The sequence below is a fragment of the Rahnella sp. BCC 1045 genome, assembly GCF_019049615.1.
GTDB lineage: Bacteria > Pseudomonadota > Gammaproteobacteria > Enterobacterales > Enterobacteriaceae > Rahnella > Rahnella contaminans.
The window spans coordinates 20,091-38,932 of the sequence record NZ_JAFMOZ010000125.1 but is presented as its reverse complement, the minus strand read 5'-3'; the positions used below and the strand labels follow the sequence as shown (position 1 = coordinate 38,932).

Annotated in this window: 13 protein-coding genes, 1 tRNA gene and 1 pseudogene; 8 read left to right on the top strand and 7 right to left on the bottom strand. The window is 50.5% G+C overall.

Translation table 11 applies throughout. The annotated features are described in order from the left end of the window. Position 1: 1 nt before the first annotated feature. Entirely contained in the window at positions 2–385 is a 384-nt protein-coding gene (locus J1782_RS12025) for an ArsC family reductase (RefSeq protein ID WP_165059375.1), read from the bottom strand. Positions 386–583: 198 nt separating this feature from the next. Between J1782_RS12025 and ypfM the strand changes: the two genes are divergently transcribed. Next, the gene (ypfM, locus tag J1782_RS26555) at positions 584–643 is read left to right on the top strand and encodes a protein YpfM (RefSeq protein ID WP_152328030.1); all 60 of its coding nucleotides are present in this window, start codon (positions 584–586) and stop codon (positions 641–643) included. Between the two features lie 174 nt (positions 644–817). On the opposite strand, the gene acrD is transcribed toward ypfM, so the two are convergent. After that, positions 818–3,973: a multidrug efflux RND transporter permease AcrD gene (gene acrD, locus J1782_RS12015; RefSeq protein ID WP_165059377.1), complete on the bottom strand. Its 3,156-nt coding sequence runs from the start codon at positions 3,971–3,973 to the stop codon at positions 818–820. Positions 3,974–4,288: 315 nt separating this feature from the next. Here acrD and J1782_RS12010 point away from each other — a divergent pair, with 315 nt between their 5' ends. After that, positions 4,289–4,579 (top strand): helix-turn-helix domain-containing protein, encoded by a 291-nt coding sequence (locus tag J1782_RS12010; protein ID WP_152327955.1) that lies wholly within the window; start codon positions 4,289–4,291, stop codon positions 4,577–4,579. Between the two features lie 72 nt (positions 4,580–4,651). Next, positions 4,652–5,242 (top strand): GDP-mannose pyrophosphatase NudK, encoded by a 591-nt coding sequence (gene nudK, locus J1782_RS12005; RefSeq protein ID WP_152327956.1) that lies wholly within the window; start codon positions 4,652–4,654, stop codon positions 5,240–5,242. Positions 5,243–5,311: 69 nt separating this feature from the next. Here the strand turns inward: nudK and J1782_RS12000 are convergent, their stop codons facing one another. After that, complete coding sequence (locus J1782_RS12000; RefSeq protein WP_165059381.1) at positions 5,312–6,487, bottom strand: hypothetical protein; 1,176 nt, start codon at positions 6,485–6,487, stop codon at positions 5,312–5,314. Positions 6,488–6,743: 256 nt separating this feature from the next. On the opposite strand from J1782_RS12000, the gene J1782_RS11995 reads away from it, so the two are divergent. Beyond that, a complete protein-coding gene (locus tag J1782_RS11995) occupies positions 6,744–7,814 on the top strand; it encodes a DUF1176 domain-containing protein (protein WP_217153227.1) in 1,071 nt (356 codons plus the stop codon). A gap of 90 nt (positions 7,815–7,904) precedes the next feature. Here J1782_RS11995 and ybcJ read toward each other — a convergent pair whose 3' ends face one another. Beyond that, on the bottom strand, positions 7,905–8,123 hold the full coding sequence (gene ybcJ, locus J1782_RS11990) for a ribosome-associated protein YbcJ (RefSeq protein ID WP_152327959.1): 219 nt from the start codon (positions 8,121–8,123) through the stop codon (positions 7,905–7,907). 32 nt (positions 8,124–8,155) lie between these two features. Further along, the gene (folD, locus tag J1782_RS11985) at positions 8,156–9,028 is read right to left on the bottom strand and encodes a bifunctional methylenetetrahydrofolate dehydrogenase/methenyltetrahydrofolate cyclohydrolase FolD (RefSeq protein WP_152327960.1); all 873 of its coding nucleotides are present in this window, start codon (positions 9,026–9,028) and stop codon (positions 8,156–8,158) included. Positions 9,029–9,213: 185 nt separating this feature from the next. Between folD and J1782_RS11980 the strand changes: the two genes are divergently transcribed. The 4 genes and pseudogenes from J1782_RS11980 to J1782_RS26385 all read left to right on the top strand — a co-directional run. Next, the gene (locus J1782_RS11980) at positions 9,214–10,131 is read left to right on the top strand and encodes an L-lactate dehydrogenase (protein WP_217153226.1); all 918 of its coding nucleotides are present in this window, start codon (positions 9,214–9,216) and stop codon (positions 10,129–10,131) included. Between the two features lie 147 nt (positions 10,132–10,278). Continuing rightward, positions 10,279–10,355, top strand: a tRNA-Arg gene (locus tag J1782_RS11975). A 195-nt stretch (positions 10,356–10,550) separates the two neighbouring features. Continuing rightward, positions 10,551–11,765 (top strand): tyrosine-type recombinase/integrase, encoded by a 1,215-nt coding sequence (locus J1782_RS11970; protein ID WP_217153225.1) that lies wholly within the window; start codon positions 10,551–10,553, stop codon positions 11,763–11,765. A gap of 135 nt (positions 11,766–11,900) precedes the next feature. Next, positions 11,901–12,141: pseudogene (locus J1782_RS26385) on the top strand (hypothetical protein); the annotation flags it as partial. Positions 12,142–12,256: 115 nt separating this feature from the next. Here J1782_RS26385 and J1782_RS11965 read toward each other — a convergent pair. Together J1782_RS11965 and J1782_RS11960 are read right to left on the bottom strand one after the other, a co-directional pair. Further along, the gene (locus J1782_RS11965; protein ID WP_254303064.1) at positions 12,257–13,759 is read right to left on the bottom strand and encodes a hypothetical protein; all 1,503 of its coding nucleotides are present in this window, start codon (positions 13,757–13,759) and stop codon (positions 12,257–12,259) included. Continuing rightward, the gene (locus tag J1782_RS11960; protein WP_217153224.1) at positions 13,756–18,732 is read right to left on the bottom strand and encodes an AAA domain-containing protein; all 4,977 of its coding nucleotides are present in this window, start codon (positions 18,730–18,732) and stop codon (positions 13,756–13,758) included. The genes J1782_RS11965 and J1782_RS11960 overlap by 4 nt, the downstream gene beginning before the upstream one ends. Between the last annotated feature and the right edge of the window lie 110 nt (positions 18,733–18,842).

Sequence of the window (18,842 nt, the reverse complement as noted above, 5' to 3'; positions counted from 1 at the left end):
GTTACTTCACCTGTGCGAGAAATTGCTGATAGCTTTCTGGTTTGAATCCCAGCAGAGACTGGCCATCTGGCGCCAGCAAGAAAGGGCGTTTGATCACCGCCGGATGTTCAAGCATCACGGCTTTGGCGCTGGCTTCGTTATCACAGGCCGTGCGCGTGGCTTCGTCCAGTTTGCGCCAGGTGGTGCCGCGCGTGTTGAGCATCGCTTCCCAACCCTGTTTGTCGATGAGGTTTTGCAGCAGCGCCTCGTCCAGGCCTTCAACCCGATAATCGTGGAACTGGCATTCAACGCCATTTTCTTCCAGCCAGCGGCGGGCTTTTTTGACGGTATCGCAATTTTTAATGCCGTAAAGAATAAAAGTGGTTTGAGCAGACGTCGTTGCCATAAAAAAACATAACCTGTGAGTAATAAAGGAACTTTTGACCAGCGCAAAAAGCGGGACACGAATAATCACATAATGAGGCAAAACGCGGGCAGGATCCAGACGGGGCGGGATTGTGATCGCGATTAAACAATTGTCATTGAATTTTTGCGTGTACAAAAAATAGACGTATAATGATGCCGTCCAATCAAGGGGAGAAAAATGTTAGAGCAAGAATTAGGTAACTGGAAAGACTTTATCGACCGTATGTTGAAAGCGTAATTGCCCACAGTACCAGCGACAAAGCAAAGAGAAGATTTATTCACCGTGCCAGCGCGTCATAATAAAAACGTTTGTTCAGGAAGACCATTACGTCCATTTAGAGACGATTTACACCAGCCAATAAATCATTAATAAAAAAGGCGTTAATTCACATTAACGCCTTTTTTGTGCCTGCTATTTGTGTTCGTGAGGCACGGTTGCGACGATATCCGAGATGACCGGCTCACCGGTTTTCCCCGGGAAGCGGCGGCGGACCAGCACAAAGAACAGCGGAACGAAGAAGATTGCCAGAACGGTGGCAGAAATCATCCCGCCGATAACCCCGGTGCCGACTGCGTGCTGGCTCGCGGAACCCGCGCCGGTGCTGGTCGCCATCGGCAAGACCCCGAAAATAAACGCCAGCGACGTCATCAGAATAGGGCGCAGACGCATCCTTGAGGCTTCGAGCGTGGCTTCCACCAGCGCTTTGCCTTTGTGGTTAAGGTCATTGGCAAACTCGACGATCAGAATGGCGTTTTTGGCCGACAAACCGATGATGGTTAACATCCCGACCTGGAAGTAAACATCGTTTTCCAGCCCGCGCAGCCACGTTGCAATCACCGCCCCGATCACGCCTAACGGCACCACCAGCATGACCGAGAACGGAATCGACCAGCTTTCATAAAGCGCCGCCAGACACAGGAATACGACCAGCAGGGAGATGGCGTACAGCGCCGGAGCCTGCGCACCGGAGAGGCGTTCCTGATAAGAAAGCCCCGTCCATTCAAGACCGAATCCGGCGGGGAGTTTCGCTACCAGTTTCTCCATCTCGTCCATCGCCGTACCGCTGCTGACGCCCGTTGCAGCTTCACCGACAATTTCTACCGCAGAATAACCGTTGTAACGTTCCAGACGCGGTGAACCGGTTTGCCAGTGCGACGTGGTGAATGCGGAGAACGGCACCATCGTTCCGCTGGAATTGCGCACGTACCATTTATTGACGTCGTCCGGCAGCATACGGAACGGCGCGGCAGCCTGAACATAAACTTTCTTCACACGCCCGCGGTCAACGAAGTCATTCACGTACGTGGAACCCCAGGCGGTACTCAGCGTGCTGTTGATATCCGCAACGGAAACCCCCAGCGCCTGCGCTTTTACCTGATCGATGTCGATCTGCAACTGCGGGCTGTCATCGAGACCGTTATGACGAACGCGGCTCAGCGTGCTGTCTTTGCTGGTCATTTCCAGAAGCTGATCGCGCGCGGCCATCAGTGCATCATGACCATTCCCGGCGTGATCCTGCAATTCCATATCGAAACCGGCAGATGTCCCCAGTCCGTTGATGGCCGGTGGTCCGCTGGCGATAACGCGCGCCTCGCGGATGTGCCGGAATTCTTTGGTCGCGCGGTCAATAATGTCGAAGACAGAGTTATGACCGGAGGTGCGTTTGTCCCAGTCCGTCAGGCTGATAAACAGACGGGCAACGTTCTGACCGTTACCGCCCGGGCCTGCGCCCAGCGTGGAGAACACGGAAACCACATCATTCTTTTCTTCCGTCAGGAAATAGTGCTCGATTTTCTCGACCACTTTTTGTGTCTGTTGCAGCGTAGAACCCGGCGGCAGCTGAACCTGAACGGTCAGTACGCCCTGATCTTCCTGCGGCAGGAATGACGTCGGCAGTTTCACAAACAGGAACGCCAGAATGCCGAGGATCAGCAGATAACCCAGCATATAACGCACGCTGTGACGGAGAATGCTGCCAACGCCCCGTTCATAACGGTGCGCATTCTTATCGAACGTGCGGTTAAACCAGCCGAAGAAACCTGTTTTGCCGTGATGATGGCCCTTGGCAATCGGCTTAAGAATGGTCGAACACAGCGCCGGTGTGAGGGTCAGCGCGACAAAGACAGAAAGCACCATCGCGGCAACAATAGTGATGGAGAACTGACGGTAGATCGCACCGGTTGTACCGCCGAAAAACGCCATCGGGATAAATACGGCCGACAGCACCATGGTGATACCGACCAGCGCACTCTGAATTTGCCCCATCGATTTTCGGGTTGCGTCTCTGGGGCTTAGCCCTTCCTCGCTCATCACGCGCTCGACGTTTTCCACCACCACGATGGCGTCATCGACCAGCAGCCCGATGGCGAGCACCATCGCGAACATTGTCAGGGTGTTGATGGTGTAACCGAACTGATGCAGCACCACGAACGTCCCCAGCAAAACCACCGGGACGGCAATGGTCGGGATCAACGTTGCGCGGATATTTTGCAGGAACAGATACATTACGAGGAACACCAGCACGATCGCTTCGAACAGCGTTTTCACCACGTCGGTGATCGCCGCTTTGACGAATGGCGTGGTTTCATAGGCGATGCGGGTTTCGAGCCCGTGGGGGAAGTATTTTTCCAGTTCCGTCAGACGTGCGCGAACCAGTTTGTCGGTTTGCAGTTCGTTGGCGCCGGACGCCAGCTGCACGCCCATACCAGATGCGGCCTGGCCATTATAACGGCTGAGAATGCTGTAGTCTTCAGCACCCAGACCGACGGTTGAGACATCGCCGAGTTTGACCTGTGAGCCGTCCTGATTCACTTTCAGGGTGATATCGCGAAACTGTTGCGGCGTTTGCAACTGCGACTGCGCGTTAACCGTTGCGTTGAGCGCCTGCAAATCAACCGACGGTGCGCCGCCGAGCTGCCCGACTGCCACCTGACTGTTCTGGTTTTCAATTGCCGTCACCACATCGCTGGTGGTCATCTGGTAGTTAGTCAGTTTGTTCGGATCGAGCCAGATACGCATCGCATATTGCGTGCCGTAAGCGGTAATGCTGCCGACACCGTCGATACGGCTTAGTGGATCCTGAATATTGGAGGCCACATAGTCGGCGATATCCTGCTTATCCATACTGCCGTCGGTGGACACGAATGCGACGGTCATCAGGTTGGTATCACCGGTTTTCGAGACGGTGACCCCCTGCGTTTGCACCGCCTGCGGCAATCGCTTCATCGCCTGTTGCAGCTGGTTTTGTACCTGCTGCAAGGCTTCATTCGGGTCGGTTCCGGCCACAAAACTCAGGGTAATCTGTGACTTGCCGTTGCTGCTGCTCTGAGAAGACATGTACATCAGGTTGTCTAACCCGGTCATGTTCTGCTCGATGATTTGTGTCACCGTGTTTTCTAACGTCTGAGCTGATGCGCCCGGATAAGTCGCGGTTATACGCACATTTGGCGGAGCCAGATCGGGGTACTGTTCAACGGGCAAAGAATAGATAGCCAGTGCGCCGGACAAGGAAATGATGATCGCTAAAACCCAGGCAAAGATCGGGCGATCGATAAAAAAGTTAGCCATGCGTCAAGAACCTCGTTGTCACTCTGGCGTGAGTGACTAACATCAGCAAACAAACAGAGCGTCAGTAATCTGACAAAAAAATCCCCTGAAAAGGTTTTCTCAGAGGCAGTACCGTCCGGAAAGGACTGAGCGAGTGTTAGAGTGTCGTTCTACGTCAATGCACTTTACCTTCTCATTCCCGATAAAACGTGGAGAAATAAAGGAGATAATGTAAAAAAGCCTCCCCGCACACAGGGTTATGTCTCACACGTATTCGCTGAAACAGTCTACGCTTTGGCTATCTTCTTTTTATGACAATACGCAGGGGTCGTCCAGATGAGTTTGAATTTGAATTCGGTGTTTGCGCGCCGTCTCTATCTTTGCTGGTTGCTGGATAACGAACAAAAACCGAATGTGCCCAAACTGATGGAGATTACCGGCTGGCCGCGCCGCACTTTGCAGGATGTGCTGAAAGCGTTACCGGGGATGGGCATCGAGCTGGAATTTGTGCAGCAGGGCGTGCGCAATAACGACGGCTACTATCAGATTTCCGGCTGGGGACCGCTGGATCCCCAATGGATTGGCCGACATCGCGAGCAACTTCTCGACGCCATTGAGCACGGCTGACGCTGGCAGGGGCGTACTATTGCGGCTATGATATCGGGCTTCTCTCACCCCTTCTGAGCGGAGGCACGCTAAATGTCATCTCATGGCAGGTCATCTAAAATCGAAAACGTCCGGACCGAGTTACTCTCTGATAACTGGTATGTTCTTCGAAAATTCACCTACGACTTAATCAAACGCAACGGTGAACGTCAGCCGCAATCCCGTGAAGTGTATGACCGGGGAAACGGTGCGACCATTCTGCTTTATAACCGGCCAAAGAAAACCGTTCTGCTGATCAATCAGTTTCGTATGCCGACGTATGTCAACGGCAACCCGACCGGCATGTTGCTGGAAACCTGCGCAGGGTTGCTGGACGATGATTCGCCGGAAGACTGCATCCGTAAAGAAGCGATTGAAGAAACCGGTTTTGCCGTCGGGCACGTCGAGAAACTCTTCGAATGCTACATGTCGCCGGGCAGCGTGACGGAAATCGTTCACTTTTTTGCCGCAGAATATGATGAATCGCAGCGGGCGAATGCTGGCGGTGGCGTGGAAGATGAAGATATTGACGTGCTGGAAGTGCCGTTCACCGAAGCGCTGGCGATGATCAAAGATGGCCGCATCAAAGACGGTAAAACAATTATGTTGCTGCAATACGCGCAGTTGCAGGGCTGGCTGGCGTAAAAATTTTAATCCCGAAAAGTCACTGTTATCTTAAAAGTCAAAGGCACCCGCAGGTGCCTTTGTTGTTTTTTAGTGTTCCAGACTGATGGCGGTGCTCCCTGCGTGGCCTTTCAGCGCTGACCACGGCAAGACTGACCATTCCGGGCTTTCGCACGAACGTTGTACGCGGGCGAACGTCGGATCAAAATACAGGCCTTTCGGTGTGAAATACCACGCCGGGAACTGCCAGACGGACGGATCCGAATAATCGCAGTCATCGTCGCTATCGTCGGTCGGCTTCTTCATCTGTTCCGGATGCGCCGCAGTAAGTTGTTTCACCAGCCACGGTGCCCATTTCTTATCGCGGTACGAGGCGAAGGTATCGAAATCCACGTCATTTTTGCCCGATGAGGCACGATCTTCCGCATTGAGATAATGGAACGGCGCGCCGTCACCGACCCACACGATGTCTTCCAGCGTCAGTGTATCCGCCGTTTGGGCGTTCATATTGACCGGCGCTTCGCCGAAATCAGGATGCGCACCGCCGCAATCATAGGACGTGAACAGACTGACACTGACGACTTCCGGGCTCATGAATTCCGGCGTAACGGTCTGCTGATATTCGCCCTGACCAAACCGGCTGGCGCCGAGCATACACGCATGCCATCCGCTGACTTCCTGCCATAAACGGGTGCGCAGTTTCTGGTTCATCGCCTGCAAACTGGCGTCCGGATAACCGGACACAATCTCGAAAAGCGTGATTTTCGACTGAGGCTCAACCCACCATTGCAGCTGATAGCCCATGAAATTCTCGCTTTTACCGGCCTTCAGCTGCAATTCGGATAACCGCAGATACTCGTAAGGATCGGTATGAATCAGCGAACCCAGATAGCTGTCGTCGGTAGCCGCCGCAGGAAGCTGCGCAGGTTTTAGCGTCACCGGCAGCGTTTTGCCCTGCGGGTTGGTCCAGTTGCCTTGCCAGCCACCGTTTTCATCTTTGGTCAGGGTAAATTCAGGACGCGGCGTATCGTCAAAATCGTCCAGCCCTTCCTGAAGTTTGAGATCCTGCCCGTCCAGCGCGCCGTTGAGTGGCAAATCCAGATGGTACTTCTGATAAAAGTAACGGCCCGTCACTTCGTCAGGTTTATTCATGTCCAGCTCAACCACTATGCTGGTTTTTCCCAGTGTGCCGTTGTACACCACCGGCGGCTCTTCCGCCCACGCGGACAGAGAGAACAACGTTATCAGCCAAATCCATAACTTCATCTGAATCTCCCGGAGAAATGAACATCATCCTTTCGCCATTTTTTTTCGTTATTGGCGGAGTCAGTGTACTGAAAGTTTCGTTACGTCACCATTACGTGATTTCGTAAGTGGTGAAAAATAAATGCCTGCAAAAAAATAAATCCGGCAAAGTATCTCTTTCTTATTTCGAATAAAAAATGCTGCATTGTTGGCAGAGTCTTGGCGGCGGTTACGCTATTATCAAAAAAGATAATTTCGAACAGAGCAGAAACTCATAATGAGCAGATGGATTACCGCCCCTTTATGCCTGCTGGCCGGAATGCTGGCTTTCAGCGCGCAGGCCGAGCCGACGCAGGCAATTTATAACGACTGGCAGGTCAGCTGCGACAATCTCAATCACTGCGTCGCCCGAAATTCTCAGGACGGGCAGGAGCTGGTAATGAAAATTACCCGCGAAGCCGGACCCGAAGGTAAATCGACTGTCAGCATTGATTACCAGCGCAACAGCGATGAACAGTCTGCTGAAGCGCCAATCGCCAGCCGTTTGCAGATGAATGGCAAAACGCTGAGCTTTAATCATCGTGAATGGGATGTCAGCAAAAAACACCTTTCTACCGGTAACCGTCTGGTGGTGAATGATTTTATTGCCGCTATCCGTGAAGGCAGCAGCATTCAGCTGGCCGGTAAAGCCGATACCGCGCAGCCGGTCAGGCCGGTTATTTCACTCAAAGGGCTGAAGGCCGCTTTGCTGGCAATCGATGCACAGCAGGGGCGCGTTGGCACGAAAACTGCCTGGGCGAACCGCGGAACGAAGCCGGTGAATACGGTGCCGCCGATCCCGGCAACGCCGGTTCTGCCGCGTTTCAGCGAACCTCATGCGCTTTCTGAAACTGAGATTTCGGCGATTACGCAGAATGCCGCGACTACCATTGAGAACAACGATTGCAGCCTCGACCCGTCGGAGCGCGAAGTACATATCTTTGCACTCAGCAACGAGAAAGCGCTGATGACGGTGAACTGCGATATGGGCGCGTATAACCTTTACGCGCTGGGATTCCTGGTTTCGCGTCAGTCACCGTATAAAATGGACGATCTGGCGCTGAGCATGCCGTTCAAACTGGGCGAAGACGATCAGTCTCCGGAACTGATCAATGCTGATTTTGATCCGAAAACCGGATTGCTGACGACCTACGATAAAGGCCGTGGCGTCGGAGATTGCGGCGTCTCTTCCCGCTGGATATTCGATGGCAAAACGTTCCGCCTGGCCGCGTTTACGTCAGAGCCAAGCTGTGATGGCTACAGCAGCGGCGGCGACTGGCCGGTATTGTGGGTTACACAGGCTCCGTAACTCAGTCTTTGTCCTAAAGCAGACATAAAAAATGCCCTGTCAGCGTGAAGCTTGCAGGGCATTTTTTCGAAGCCGGATTGGGTCAGAAAATTATACTGACGCCTTCACCACGACTTTATTGCTGGCGAACTCAACGTTCTGGTCAGCAACGATTTTGCAGCGTTTACGGGTTTCGACTTTACCGTTGACCTTAACCTGGCCTTCAGCGATCACCGCTTTAGCGGTACCGCCACTGTCACACCAGCCCATAAATTTGAGCAGGTCGCACAGTTCAACGTGCGGATGTTTTTCGAGAAAAAAAGTTTCCATGTATTCCTGACTTTATGTGTAGTGCTACTTGTTTAAGACTTATTTGCGCTGATGTCGTGATATTCCTCGCAAGCCTGCAAGGTATTCTGGATCAGCGTCGCGACCGTCATCGGGCCAACACCGCCCGGCACCGGTGTGATAAAGGAAGCTCGCTCAGCGGCGCCATCATATTCCACATCGCCGACAACTTTACCACTTTCCAGACGATTTATACCGACATCAATGACAATCGCGCCCGGTTTAATCCATTCGCCCGGAATAAAACCCGGTTTACCGACGGCAACCACCACCAGATCGGCGTTTTCAACGTGATGGCGCAGATTTTTAGTGAAGCGGTGCGTGACCGTCGTGGTGCAGCCCGCCAGCAGTAACTCCATGCTCATCGGACGGCCAACAATATTGGATGCGCCGATCACCACGGCGTTCAGCCCGAATGTATCAACGCCATAACGTTCGAGCAGGGTCACGATACCGCGCGGCGTACAAGGGCGCAGCGTTGGCGCGCGCTGGCACAGACGCCCCACGTTGTACGGATGGAACCCGTCGACGTCTTTGTCAGGATGAATACGCTCGAGCACCTTGATGTTATCAATGCCCGCAGGCAGCGGAAGCTGAACCAGAATACCGTCGATTTCGTTGTCGTTATTGAGCTGATCGATAAGGCCGAGCAGTTCGCCTTCGGTGGTCGTCGCCGGTAAATCGTAAGAGCGGGAAATAAACCCGACTTCTTCGCAAGAACGGCGCTTGCTGGCAACATAAATCTGCGATGCCGGGTTTTCACCGACCAGTACGACAGCCAGCCCGGGAGCACGTTTCCCTTCCGCCAGTCGTTGTTGAACACGCGCCGCAACTTCGTTTCTGACTTGCTGCGCAATCGTTTTACCGTCAATAATCTTTGCTGCCATCAGGGAATAAATCCATCAATTAAAAAATGCAGGGGGATGCGTCTATTTTGTCAGAAGCGGCGTGCGCTGTCAGGCGCTGAATGCGAATAACTTGTTATCGGCGGGTGAGAATTTAACCTGAGACAGTGGCGAAAAAAGTGTCTATTTTAGATGTGACTCTATTTAAATCATGAGGAAAGGAATAAATGACACGTAAAGTGGGAATCATCGGTGCCGGGCACGTGGGCGCTGACGTCGCGTTTTCACTGGTCACACAGGGTTTGTGCGACATCATTGTGCTGCTGGATGAAAATGAAAAGAAAGCCGTCAGCCAGTCGCTTGAACTGCGCGATATGGCTTCACTGACAGCTTCGCGCGTTCAGGTCATCGCTAATGATTACAGCGAATTGCATGACGCCGACGTGCTGGTCATCGCCGTCGGCCCTAAAACGCTGTTACGCGAAGACCGTCTGGAAGAGTTGGCCGAAACCCGTGCGGCAGTCCGTGAAGTCATTCCCCGTGTCATCGCCAGCGGTTTTGGCGGCGTTATTATCAACATCACCAACCCGTGCGACGTAATCACCCAGATTATTCAGCAAACCAGCGGCCTGCCGGATTCGCAGGTATTTGGCACCGGCACGTCTCTGGATACCGCACGGATGAAACGCGTCGTCGGCGAGTTTTTCGGCTTTGATCCGAAAAGCGTCACGGGCTACGTGATGGGCGAACACGGTGAGTCGCAGTTTGTCGCCTGGAGCACTGTCACGCTCGGTGGACGTCCGGTCGCCGAACTGGCGGGCGATCGCGAGGTTGACTGGGCAAAAATGGACGACGCCGTTCGCGGCGGCGGCTGGGAAATCCTGCAAGGGAAGGGCTGGACCAGCTTCGGTATTGCGACCGCGACAGCGCGTCTGGTGGATGCCGTGCTGTCCAATGCGCAGAGCGTGTACCCGGTTTCCGCGTGGGATGAAGAACTTAGCGTGTATATCGGGCAACCGGCGGTGATCGGTAAAAACGGTATCGTACAAACTTTGCAGCCGGAACTGACCGCCTACGAAGGCGTGGCATACCACGCCTCCGCGCGCGTTATCACCGCTGCATTGAAATCTGAGCACGAAAAATAACCACCGCTGATGACATCGTCTTATCAGGCATACCGGGAATAACTGCTAATTGTTCAGGCATTAAGCAGAGAGTTCGAAAGCCATTGACTCAACCCGGTCTGCCCGTATAATCCGAACCCGCAACGCTCCCAATTTGGGACAAGCAATGCGCCCTTAGCTCAGTTGGATAGAGCAACGGCCTTCTAAGCCGTAGGTCACAGGTTCGAGCCCTGTAGGGCGTACCATTTCAAAGTAAATAGACGTCAACCGACGTCTTTTTTTATGCCTGAAATTCAGTGAGTTGGTTGATTTCAGCGCGTCGAAACTCTCTCAGTATCTACCTACATCTACCAGCATCAAGTAGTATCTGTTGGTATTTGTGATGGTACATCCCCGTTCAATGAAATCTTGTACCAACAGCCAGCAACGGAGGGCCTCAAATGGCATTAACCGATGTGAAGGTAAGAAGTGCAAAGCCCACGGATAAGCCTTATAAGCTTACTGATGGCGAAGGCATGCATTTAATGGTTCATCCTAATGGTTCTAAATACTGGCGCTTACAGTACCGCTTTGATGGTAAACAAAAGATGTTGGCGTTGGGTATCTATCCTGAGATTTCGTTATCTGAAGCCAGGCAGCGGAGAGATGAAGCTAAGCGGCAAGTCGCAAACTATATCGATCCCAGCGAACAGAAAAAGGTTGAGAAACAAGCTCGCAAAGCGACAGTGGAAAATACCTTCAAAGCTATCGCATTAGAATGGCATGAGTACAAACGTCCTAACTGGTCGAAGGGTTATGCTGAAGACATTATGGAGGCGTTTGAAAACGATATCTTTCCGGATATCGGTAAGCGCCCAATTGCAGAGATAAAGCCTCTGGAGATCCTTAGTTCACTTCGCAAACTCGAAAAACGTGGTGTACTCGACAAGTTGCGCAAAATCCGTCAGGCCTGCAACCAGGTGTTTCGTTACGCTATTGTCACTGGTCGAGCTGAAAGTAACCCAGCCTCAGAGTTGGCAAGTGCATTAACCCCGCCAAAATCTGTTCATTACCCTCATTTGCTAGCGGATGAACTTCCTTCTTTTTTAGAGGCTCTCACCGCTTACTCCGGCAGCCCAATAACTCGGCTAGCAACAAAGATTCTGATGTTGACGGGAGTTCGTACCGTTGAACTTAGAATGGCCGAATGGAAAGAATTCGACTTCGATAAGCGAGTTTGGGAAGTACCGGTAGAAAGGATGAAGATGCGCCGCCCACATCTGGTGCCATTGTCCGATCAGGTAGTGGGAGTACTACGTGAAATCCATGCTGTGACTGGTCGCTACAATCTGGTATTTCCTGGGCGTAACGACATCACTAAGCCGATGAGCGAAGCGAGTATTAATCAGGTACTGAAAAGGGTGGGGTATCACGGGAAGGCGACTGGCCATGGTTTCCGGCACACGATGAGTACTATCTTGCACGAACAAGGCTATAACACGGCGTGGATCGAGTTACAGCTTGCTCATGTGGATAAGAACACCATTCGTGGCACGTACAACCATGCTCAATATCTGGAGCAGCGTAGGGATATGTTGCAGTGGTATGGGGATTATATTGACAAACTAGAACTCGGTGGGGGTGTGGTTCACGGGGAGTTTGGTAGCCGAGCCTAAGTTAACGTGATTTTTCTTAATTAGATCAACAGTGCTAGAGCGAAAGTGCTGGCACTGTTGGTTTCAGCAGCCACTTGTTTTTTTTCGGTGAGATAATGGAAGGTTTGCGCTGGGTTGGTGACCGTAATCTGGCCGGAACCGATGATCGCGAACACCGTCAAAAAAGTAATGCGTGTGATGGACTATGATACCTAGGTTGAAATTGCGGACGTATTGTCACCGCCAAGGTTTTTGACCATATTTCAGAACTATGGCTTGTAGTTCGTTGATTGAGTCGGGATTGTGGTCGAAGGATGCGGTAGAGCGGCAGATGAGCCATCACGAGCGTAACTCTGTACATGCTGCTTATATTCATAAGGCGGAACACCTTGATGAGTGTTCTTGACCCGCCATATCCTACCAGTTATGCAGCCAATAGAGGATATCTTGCGTTGCATGGGTACCCTATCACCAAAAAAGTCAGTTACCATTAATGGCAACTGACTTTGATATCAGCGATTCAAGCTAAGAATAGGCCTGGTAGCAGGCCGAGATATGGGAATGGTTAGCCAGTTTTGTGGTAGCAAATCTTGGATTTTGTCTGGGGAATTTGTCCCTTTGGAAGAGGCCCAAGTACAATTCAAATTGCTGAAGTCGCCGACTCTAGATTTAAACAATAATTCCAAGTGCTTAATCCGGTCCGGGTCTTTGGTCATGTACCCAATAGGCAAACTCACCCCGCTATCGGTATTAGGTTGACCATGGTACTGAATCAGGCCAAAAATGTCGGGAATTACAAACAACTCGAGTCGATCGAGGGCTAACGGGGTCGACAAACCACATGGGAATATATTCTTCAGGTACTGTCGTACATCCCAGTGTCCACCTTGATGAATTAGGGATACTTTTGCATCGCTATCTTTCTGCTCAAGAATGCTTTTGAGATCCTGAACAAAGCGATCTATGTCTTCTGAGTTGGCCCCCCAAAATGGAACATTGCTCGGCATCCACAGTGCTTTTAGATCTGTAACTTCATCCTGCTCGTGTAGTGTTTTACGAATCCATTGCAATGCATCACGCCGATTTTCAAGTAGATATAAGGGTCCAAATACACCACGCGTATCAGTCGAGCCATAACCAGTCTTGCTCTCATCTCGGGCAAGCATCCAACGTGAGTAGTCTACCCGGTATCCGTTGACAAAATTTTTCAACACGTGGTCATTAGCTAATTGGCAGTAAGTTTCCGCATCTGTGCCTTTTTCTTCGATGTAGTTCGAGCCAAGGAAATCTGCGATATGGGCTTCCAGCCTACTGCTGAGAGGGCGACTCTGGTTAGGGCCCAGCCGTTCAGTGGAGCGGATCAACTGTTTTGGCTCCCCCTTAGCCTGCTGATAGGTGAACTCAATATCGACTGCTAGCTGAAGTACATCACTAGCACTGCTGCCCATCACTTTGTAAAGTTGGGTACGTTGACGTTCGTGCTCGTTGTTGCGAGTGATTTCTAGATGGCTGCGGAACTGTCGACCGAATTCTTCAATGATTTTATCCATACCTAATCCCTTTGCGGATTCGGGCATGGCAAGCTCTGGTAGACCGAACATCAACCGACTCAGCCGCTGTTCTTTACGTACTGTCAAAGCGAAAGCGTCAAGTATTACATGTTCGGTCTGCTCGTTGTATTTAACCAGCATTGGTACGCCATCACCATAACCGACCTGACTCTTTAACAGTGGACTGGGGACTAGGTAACCTTGGTTATCCAATGCGGCTAGGCGTTTATCTTCTAATGAATTAAGCAACTCTTCTTCTTCTCGCTCCGAGAGCCCGAAGAATTCACGGAGCTCGAGGGGCAACATCCGTTCAAAGAGTATAAGTAGTCGGCAAGCAAATAGCTCAATGGCAGGCATGGGCTTTTCTTCGGTCCATGCTACGTTCATGATGTATTTTCGGGCGGGAATCAGGATGGTGATGCGGTTCCCAACACGAGCTTTAGTATCTGTAGAAAGCGAGATCATACTGGTATGCCTTCCTTGTTGAATTCAAGAGTCGTAATCATCTGGTAATGGCTATTGTCTTGTATTGCTCGCTCAGTGATGTATTCATACACTGAGCCCAATGCAGAGTCATTGTTATCTTTACGCCACATCCTGCCAGCCCCAAGGATAACTAAGCGCTCCTGGGCACGAGAAATAGCTACGTTGATTCGAGGCGTATCCCGCAAAAAGCCCTGCAGGGCGTTGGGATTGTCCCGCACTAAGCTAAGAATGATGATCTTGTTTTCCTGACCCTGGTAAGAATCGACGGTGTCGATCCGGATTAGGTGACGCAGCGGGCCCATCCACTCAGCTTGATTGAGCTGAGTCTCAATCTCATTTTTTTGGGCTCTGTACATGGTAATGATACCGATCGGATGAGGGTGTTCATTTGTGACCGTTCGTTGCAGGTGTTCAACAGCATCTGCATCTACTAGCACTCGCAACGAATGCAATAACAAATCTATTTCATGCTGGTTGGTGTAGCCAGGTTTAGTCTGTTTCTCACCCTGCTCAGAGGTTGTATCGATCCAGCTAACCCCCTTGTTCCATGGGGCGGGTAATTCATCGAACCATGCCTTGGCTGGTCCTCGTCCTGTGTGCAGCTTACCAATATCATCTGCGTAAAAACAGGCTGAGACTAGATCGCCTATGGGTTCAATCATTCGGTATTGTGTATCCAGAGTCACTCCACCACATGCATTGAAGGCCCGCTCGAAATCAGATTCCACGAAGGCTTCTTTGCTCACATCGAGTAGTTTGCTGGCGTGTTTTATATGCCCATTCTGGTAAAATGGTGGTAACTGCTTATGATCGCCCACCAATAAGACGCGTTTTGCACTTTGCAATGCAACCATCAACTCACTGGCCTGAGCACGGCCAGCCTCATCGACAATAACCCAATCAAATTGGCTCTGATCCAACTCTAAACTGCGACGTCCAACCCCAACGAGTGTACCGCAGGCTAATTGTTTGGTTTTCAGCATAAAGCGGTCATAGCCGGCCTCTCCAGAGCGCAGGACATCGAGCCACTCCTGACTTAGGGATAACAATCGATGCAGGCGATCCACCTTGACGGGGTTGTTCACTCCATGGCTCTGAGCCAAGATTTGAAGTAGCTTGTCTAGTAACAGCTCACTATTTGTTGGCAACTCGCCAAATGCACTGTTGAACTGCTGGCGGACGATTGTCTCAATTGTTTCCACCGTCTGATTTCTTTGGTGCGTTAATTCCACTAACTGGCTCACATGGATCTCATTGGACTCTCCGCCAGTGCGCACCAGCTTTTCTCGCTGACGTTCATACTGTCCTAATTGCACCAACAAAGGAGCTAGACTACGGTGTAATCGCGTTGCATCTTGAACCAGCTCATGTGGTAGCTGTAGTCGGGTGGAGAGGGCGCTAACCCGTATGTCATATTCCCGGTGAAACTTGTGGCGGATCTTCTGCTGCAAAGCTCGGGTATGTGTAGGCAGCATACGATCATCGATCAGCGATTCATTCCCAATTCGAATAGTATCCAGTTCCAGACCCTTGTCAGAGCAAAGCTCTCTCGCCTTTATCGCGACGTTATCCACCGCTGAGTGCTGTTGGCCCACCAGTAAGATGTTGTTCACACCGGCATGTTCAAACAGATAGTGGATGAATTTACTGACAAAAGTAGTTTTACCAGTACCTGGCGGTCCTTGAAGCACACCGACAGGGCCTTGTCCTACTAAGAACTGAAATGCTTCAAGTTGTTTATTATTTGTTTCCTGTCCTGGAACATCGTACAACTCCCGCAGTTTCTGAACTGTCGGACGATCCGCCATTTCTCTCAGGGCTGGTTTTTGTCTGGTATCAAAATAGTCAGCCAAGTTGGGTATGACCGACTTTTTCGTCATAACCCGGTTCAGAGCCTTAAGTCTCAGATCCCTTGATGATTTGCTGCGAATGGATTCTAGTTGAAGTGATTTTCCGGGTATAAACTGCTTACTAGCCCAATGGTTAACCGGCTGTATCGCCATATAGCTACCGGTCGTCTCGTTGATCAAGAGCTCACCAAGCTTTTCATCTGACTTATGCTGATAGATATAGTAGGTCTCATCTGCATCGATCTGCAGATCCCGTCCATCGAGGCACAAATAGGGGTACATCGGGTATCCACTATCGCTGACTTTTTCCTCAACGTTAGATTCAATTTGAAAGCTTTGGCGAAGTTGCCCTTCCGTATCAGCCAACGCTTTCCATAATTTATCTGGGGACAACTCCAAGCGCTCTTCATCCGTCAAAGGAACGTCATAAACTTCCTCGGAAAGACTGAATTGCTCAATAATGGCATCAATCACAGCCTCCATGCTTAGAATTGCATCAACCAGAGTGCACTGCTCATCTAGAGGGCCATTTTGCAGAGCAATAGGCCGGGATAGTCGCCCAACAGAACGCCGTTGGGCGCTGACTACATCACTCAGTGGAATAGAAGCTGTGTGTCGGACTTTGGTTATTTTACGTGCTTCAACATCTAGGTTTACTTGTAGATAAGCTGTATTACCCGTAATAAAACAAGCAAGTTCTTTAGTAGGGCCGTGGACTCGGCTATTAACCCATTTGCAGTTGAAATAGTAACCGCCGTCGATTGTGTCCAAAAGTGTGGGCGCTGTCGGAAAGCTGTTAGCTCTCCAGCTCAACAAAATAGGCTCTTTTTTTTCAATCTCTGCTTGTTCTGACTGTTCTGACTGTTCTGGCTCTAGGGCTGTATGCAGTGCATTGAGCAATGGGGTAAGAGAGACTGGGATTTGAGTTTGATTGTCACGAGCTCTAATGAATTCCTCTTGAACTTTCGGTGGCAATTCTCCTGCGAAAAGCTCTTCGACGATCTTGAAGACGGCACATCGGTCACGACCATAGGCATCAGTTATGGCAGGGTTTGATGGCCCATACTCAGTATTAAACGCCTCCGTTTCACTACCGTAATCGAGCACGTCTACAAGCATGATTTTCTCGGCATTGCAGTCTTTCACAAGAATATTCTCTGGATGTAGATCTCCATGGGCAAATCGCTTTTCGTGAAAATCAATTACGGTACTAACCAGATTAATTGCAAGATCCCGCTTGTCTTCTTGAGACAATGTAAGATCCAATAGATAACTTGGCCAAGTTTCACCTTCCACATATTCTGTAGCGACAAACAGCCCCTGAGGATTCATTAAACCGAAGTCCACGATCTTTGGAGTTGCTAAAGTGGCGTCCTGGAACTGTTCCAGACGTTTCAGAAACTGTAGTATTCGACGGTTGGAGCCGGGTTGATTTCGAGAGACCTGAACGTTGTCCCACAACTTCACAAGCATTTCCTGGTTATCTTTATGAGCCAAGAAAGCCTTCTTGCTGCTCCCGCTGGCTAAGGCCTTGAATGCATCCTGAAGCTTATCTGGTGAAGGGGGAAAGGCCTGTAGTATTAAGTATGGTGTGAGATCTTGGCGTCGGTGGGGGCTGTGCATCAATTGCTCAAAGATCTGTTGGGAGTCCTTATCTTCTGCAGGGCACGTTCCGGTGAGGGAGTTGAACTCTGTCAGCATGCTAGGAGCACCTTCAAAGCGTTCAACTGCATCCCAAGAGAGAGCTTTTTCAAACCAAGAGTTCAGTAGGCCATCGAAAGGATCGTTTACGGGAATGGTCCATTCGGGGACTCCATCCACTTGCTCAAGCTTCTGATTGAAGCAGATCTGATAAGCCACTGAGGCCAGTAGGAAGACATCAATACGAAAAGCATCAATGATGTCACCTTCACACATAGCATCTTCGGGCAATGCGACTGGTGAACTTTGAAGCAATTTTCGATGTTCGGCCACTGTTCCAGTTTCGGGAAAAAATGCGGCGCCAAAGCCAGATGCCAGAATACTATCGTGATTGTTGGCATACCAGAGGTTGTGTGGGTCAACATCACGATGAGCAATGTTCAACGCATGTAAGTCAGCAAACGGGGCCAAAAGCGCTCGTACGCGATCCATCCGTTGCTCCCTTGACCAGGCTGCAGAATCACTAGCGATGACTTCATCCAAGCGCTCGGTATTTCGAGGCAATTCATATAACTCACAGAAATCCTCCGTGACGTCATCGATGGAAACGTCGTTGACGTACCTAAGCAGGTAATCACGCATATTGCTGTTATCGCGAATGAATTTGCCTATCCGGTTTTCACGGAGGGCAATATCAGCCCAGGTCGATTGTAAGGCATGCAGGGTACCTAATTGATTGAAGTCCCAGCGGCGGATCAGTCCCTTCGCTGAGGGCATTGACCGGTCTTGAGCCAAGTATTCCTTGTAGATTGAGTTTCGGTGAGCAAACCAAGATTTATTCGTGTGAGCCTGAAAGTTACCAACAACAAGCTCTTTTTTCTGAATCTTTGGGCCTTCGATAAATTTGTAGATGATCTGCAGGGATTTTTCAGAGTTTGGCCTTGCTTTCCCGGTTGAGTTGAAGAATCCGGCCAGTTTTTTATTGGCGACGAGAGTGTCATACTTTTCAGGAGCTCGAATAGCAAGAAACTCATCCAGTGAGTGAACGAAAGGCCTTTCTATGAGGGGAAGATTTTCTGGAGTAGCGTTTCCGCATAGTACAACATGGGCCTCTACGGTGAGCCAATAACCGAGGTTGTGTGACAACTCTCTATCAAGTAGCTTCTGTAGGCGTAGGGCATGCTCTCGTTTGATAGCAAAAGGGCTTTTGCCACGGTTTTGGCCATTCTGGATCCACATCCCATTGTCATATTCGATTATACCATTCCACTCTTTCAGCTCGACCAAAAGCAGTCGGTCATGAGTAATTATAAGGCAGTCGATTTCCATTGGCCCTTGAGCATCCGACGCAACCAACCCCGCAAATCCGTGCCAGCTGCTTTGAAACTGCTGCTCCATTTTACTGATTGCCCTAAGCTCACTTGCGTGAAGTCCAGCTCCACCCACTTTTTTTATGTCCATCGACCTTATGCCCTTATTTCAGAGGTTTTATAATTTATTGAATATAAATTATTTTTATTGTCTGAAGCGGCAATCAGTTATAAGTCAAACTTCATGCCAATCCTCAATTT

Excerpts from the sequence above, each read along its gene's own strand:
- nudK (WP_152327956.1), top strand. The coding sequence starts at position 4,652 with ATGTCATCTCATGGCAGGTCATCTAAAATCGAAAACGTCCGGACCGAG.
- J1782_RS12010 (WP_152327955.1), top strand. The coding sequence starts at position 4,289 with ATGAGTTTGAATTTGAATTCGGTGTTTGCGCGCCGTCTCTATCTTTGC.
- acrD (WP_165059377.1), bottom strand. The coding sequence starts at position 3,973 with ATGGCTAACTTTTTTATCGATCGCCCGATCTTTGCCTGGGTTTTAGCG.
- J1782_RS12000 (WP_165059381.1), bottom strand. The coding sequence starts at position 6,487 with ATGAAGTTATGGATTTGGCTGATAACGTTGTTCTCTCTGTCCGCGTGG.
- ybcJ (WP_152327959.1), bottom strand. The coding sequence starts at position 8,123 with ATGGAAACTTTTTTTCTCGAAAAACATCCGCACGTTGAACTGTGCGAC.
- J1782_RS12025 (WP_165059375.1), bottom strand. The coding sequence starts at position 385 with ATGGCAACGACGTCTGCTCAAACCACTTTTATTCTTTACGGCATTAAA.
- J1782_RS11960 (WP_217153224.1), bottom strand. The coding sequence starts at position 18,732 with ATGGACATAAAAAAAGTGGGTGGAGCTGGACTTCACGCAAGTGAGCTT.
- folD (WP_152327960.1), bottom strand. The coding sequence starts at position 9,028 with ATGGCAGCAAAGATTATTGACGGTAAAACGATTGCGCAGCAAGTCAGA.
- J1782_RS11995 (WP_217153227.1), top strand. The coding sequence starts at position 6,744 with ATGAGCAGATGGATTACCGCCCCTTTATGCCTGCTGGCCGGAATGCTG.
- J1782_RS11970 (WP_217153225.1), top strand. The coding sequence starts at position 10,551 with ATGGCATTAACCGATGTGAAGGTAAGAAGTGCAAAGCCCACGGATAAG.
- J1782_RS11980 (WP_217153226.1), top strand. The coding sequence starts at position 9,214 with ATGACACGTAAAGTGGGAATCATCGGTGCCGGGCACGTGGGCGCTGAC.
- J1782_RS11965 (WP_254303064.1), bottom strand. The coding sequence starts at position 13,759 with ATGATCTCGCTTTCTACAGATACTAAAGCTCGTGTTGGGAACCGCATC.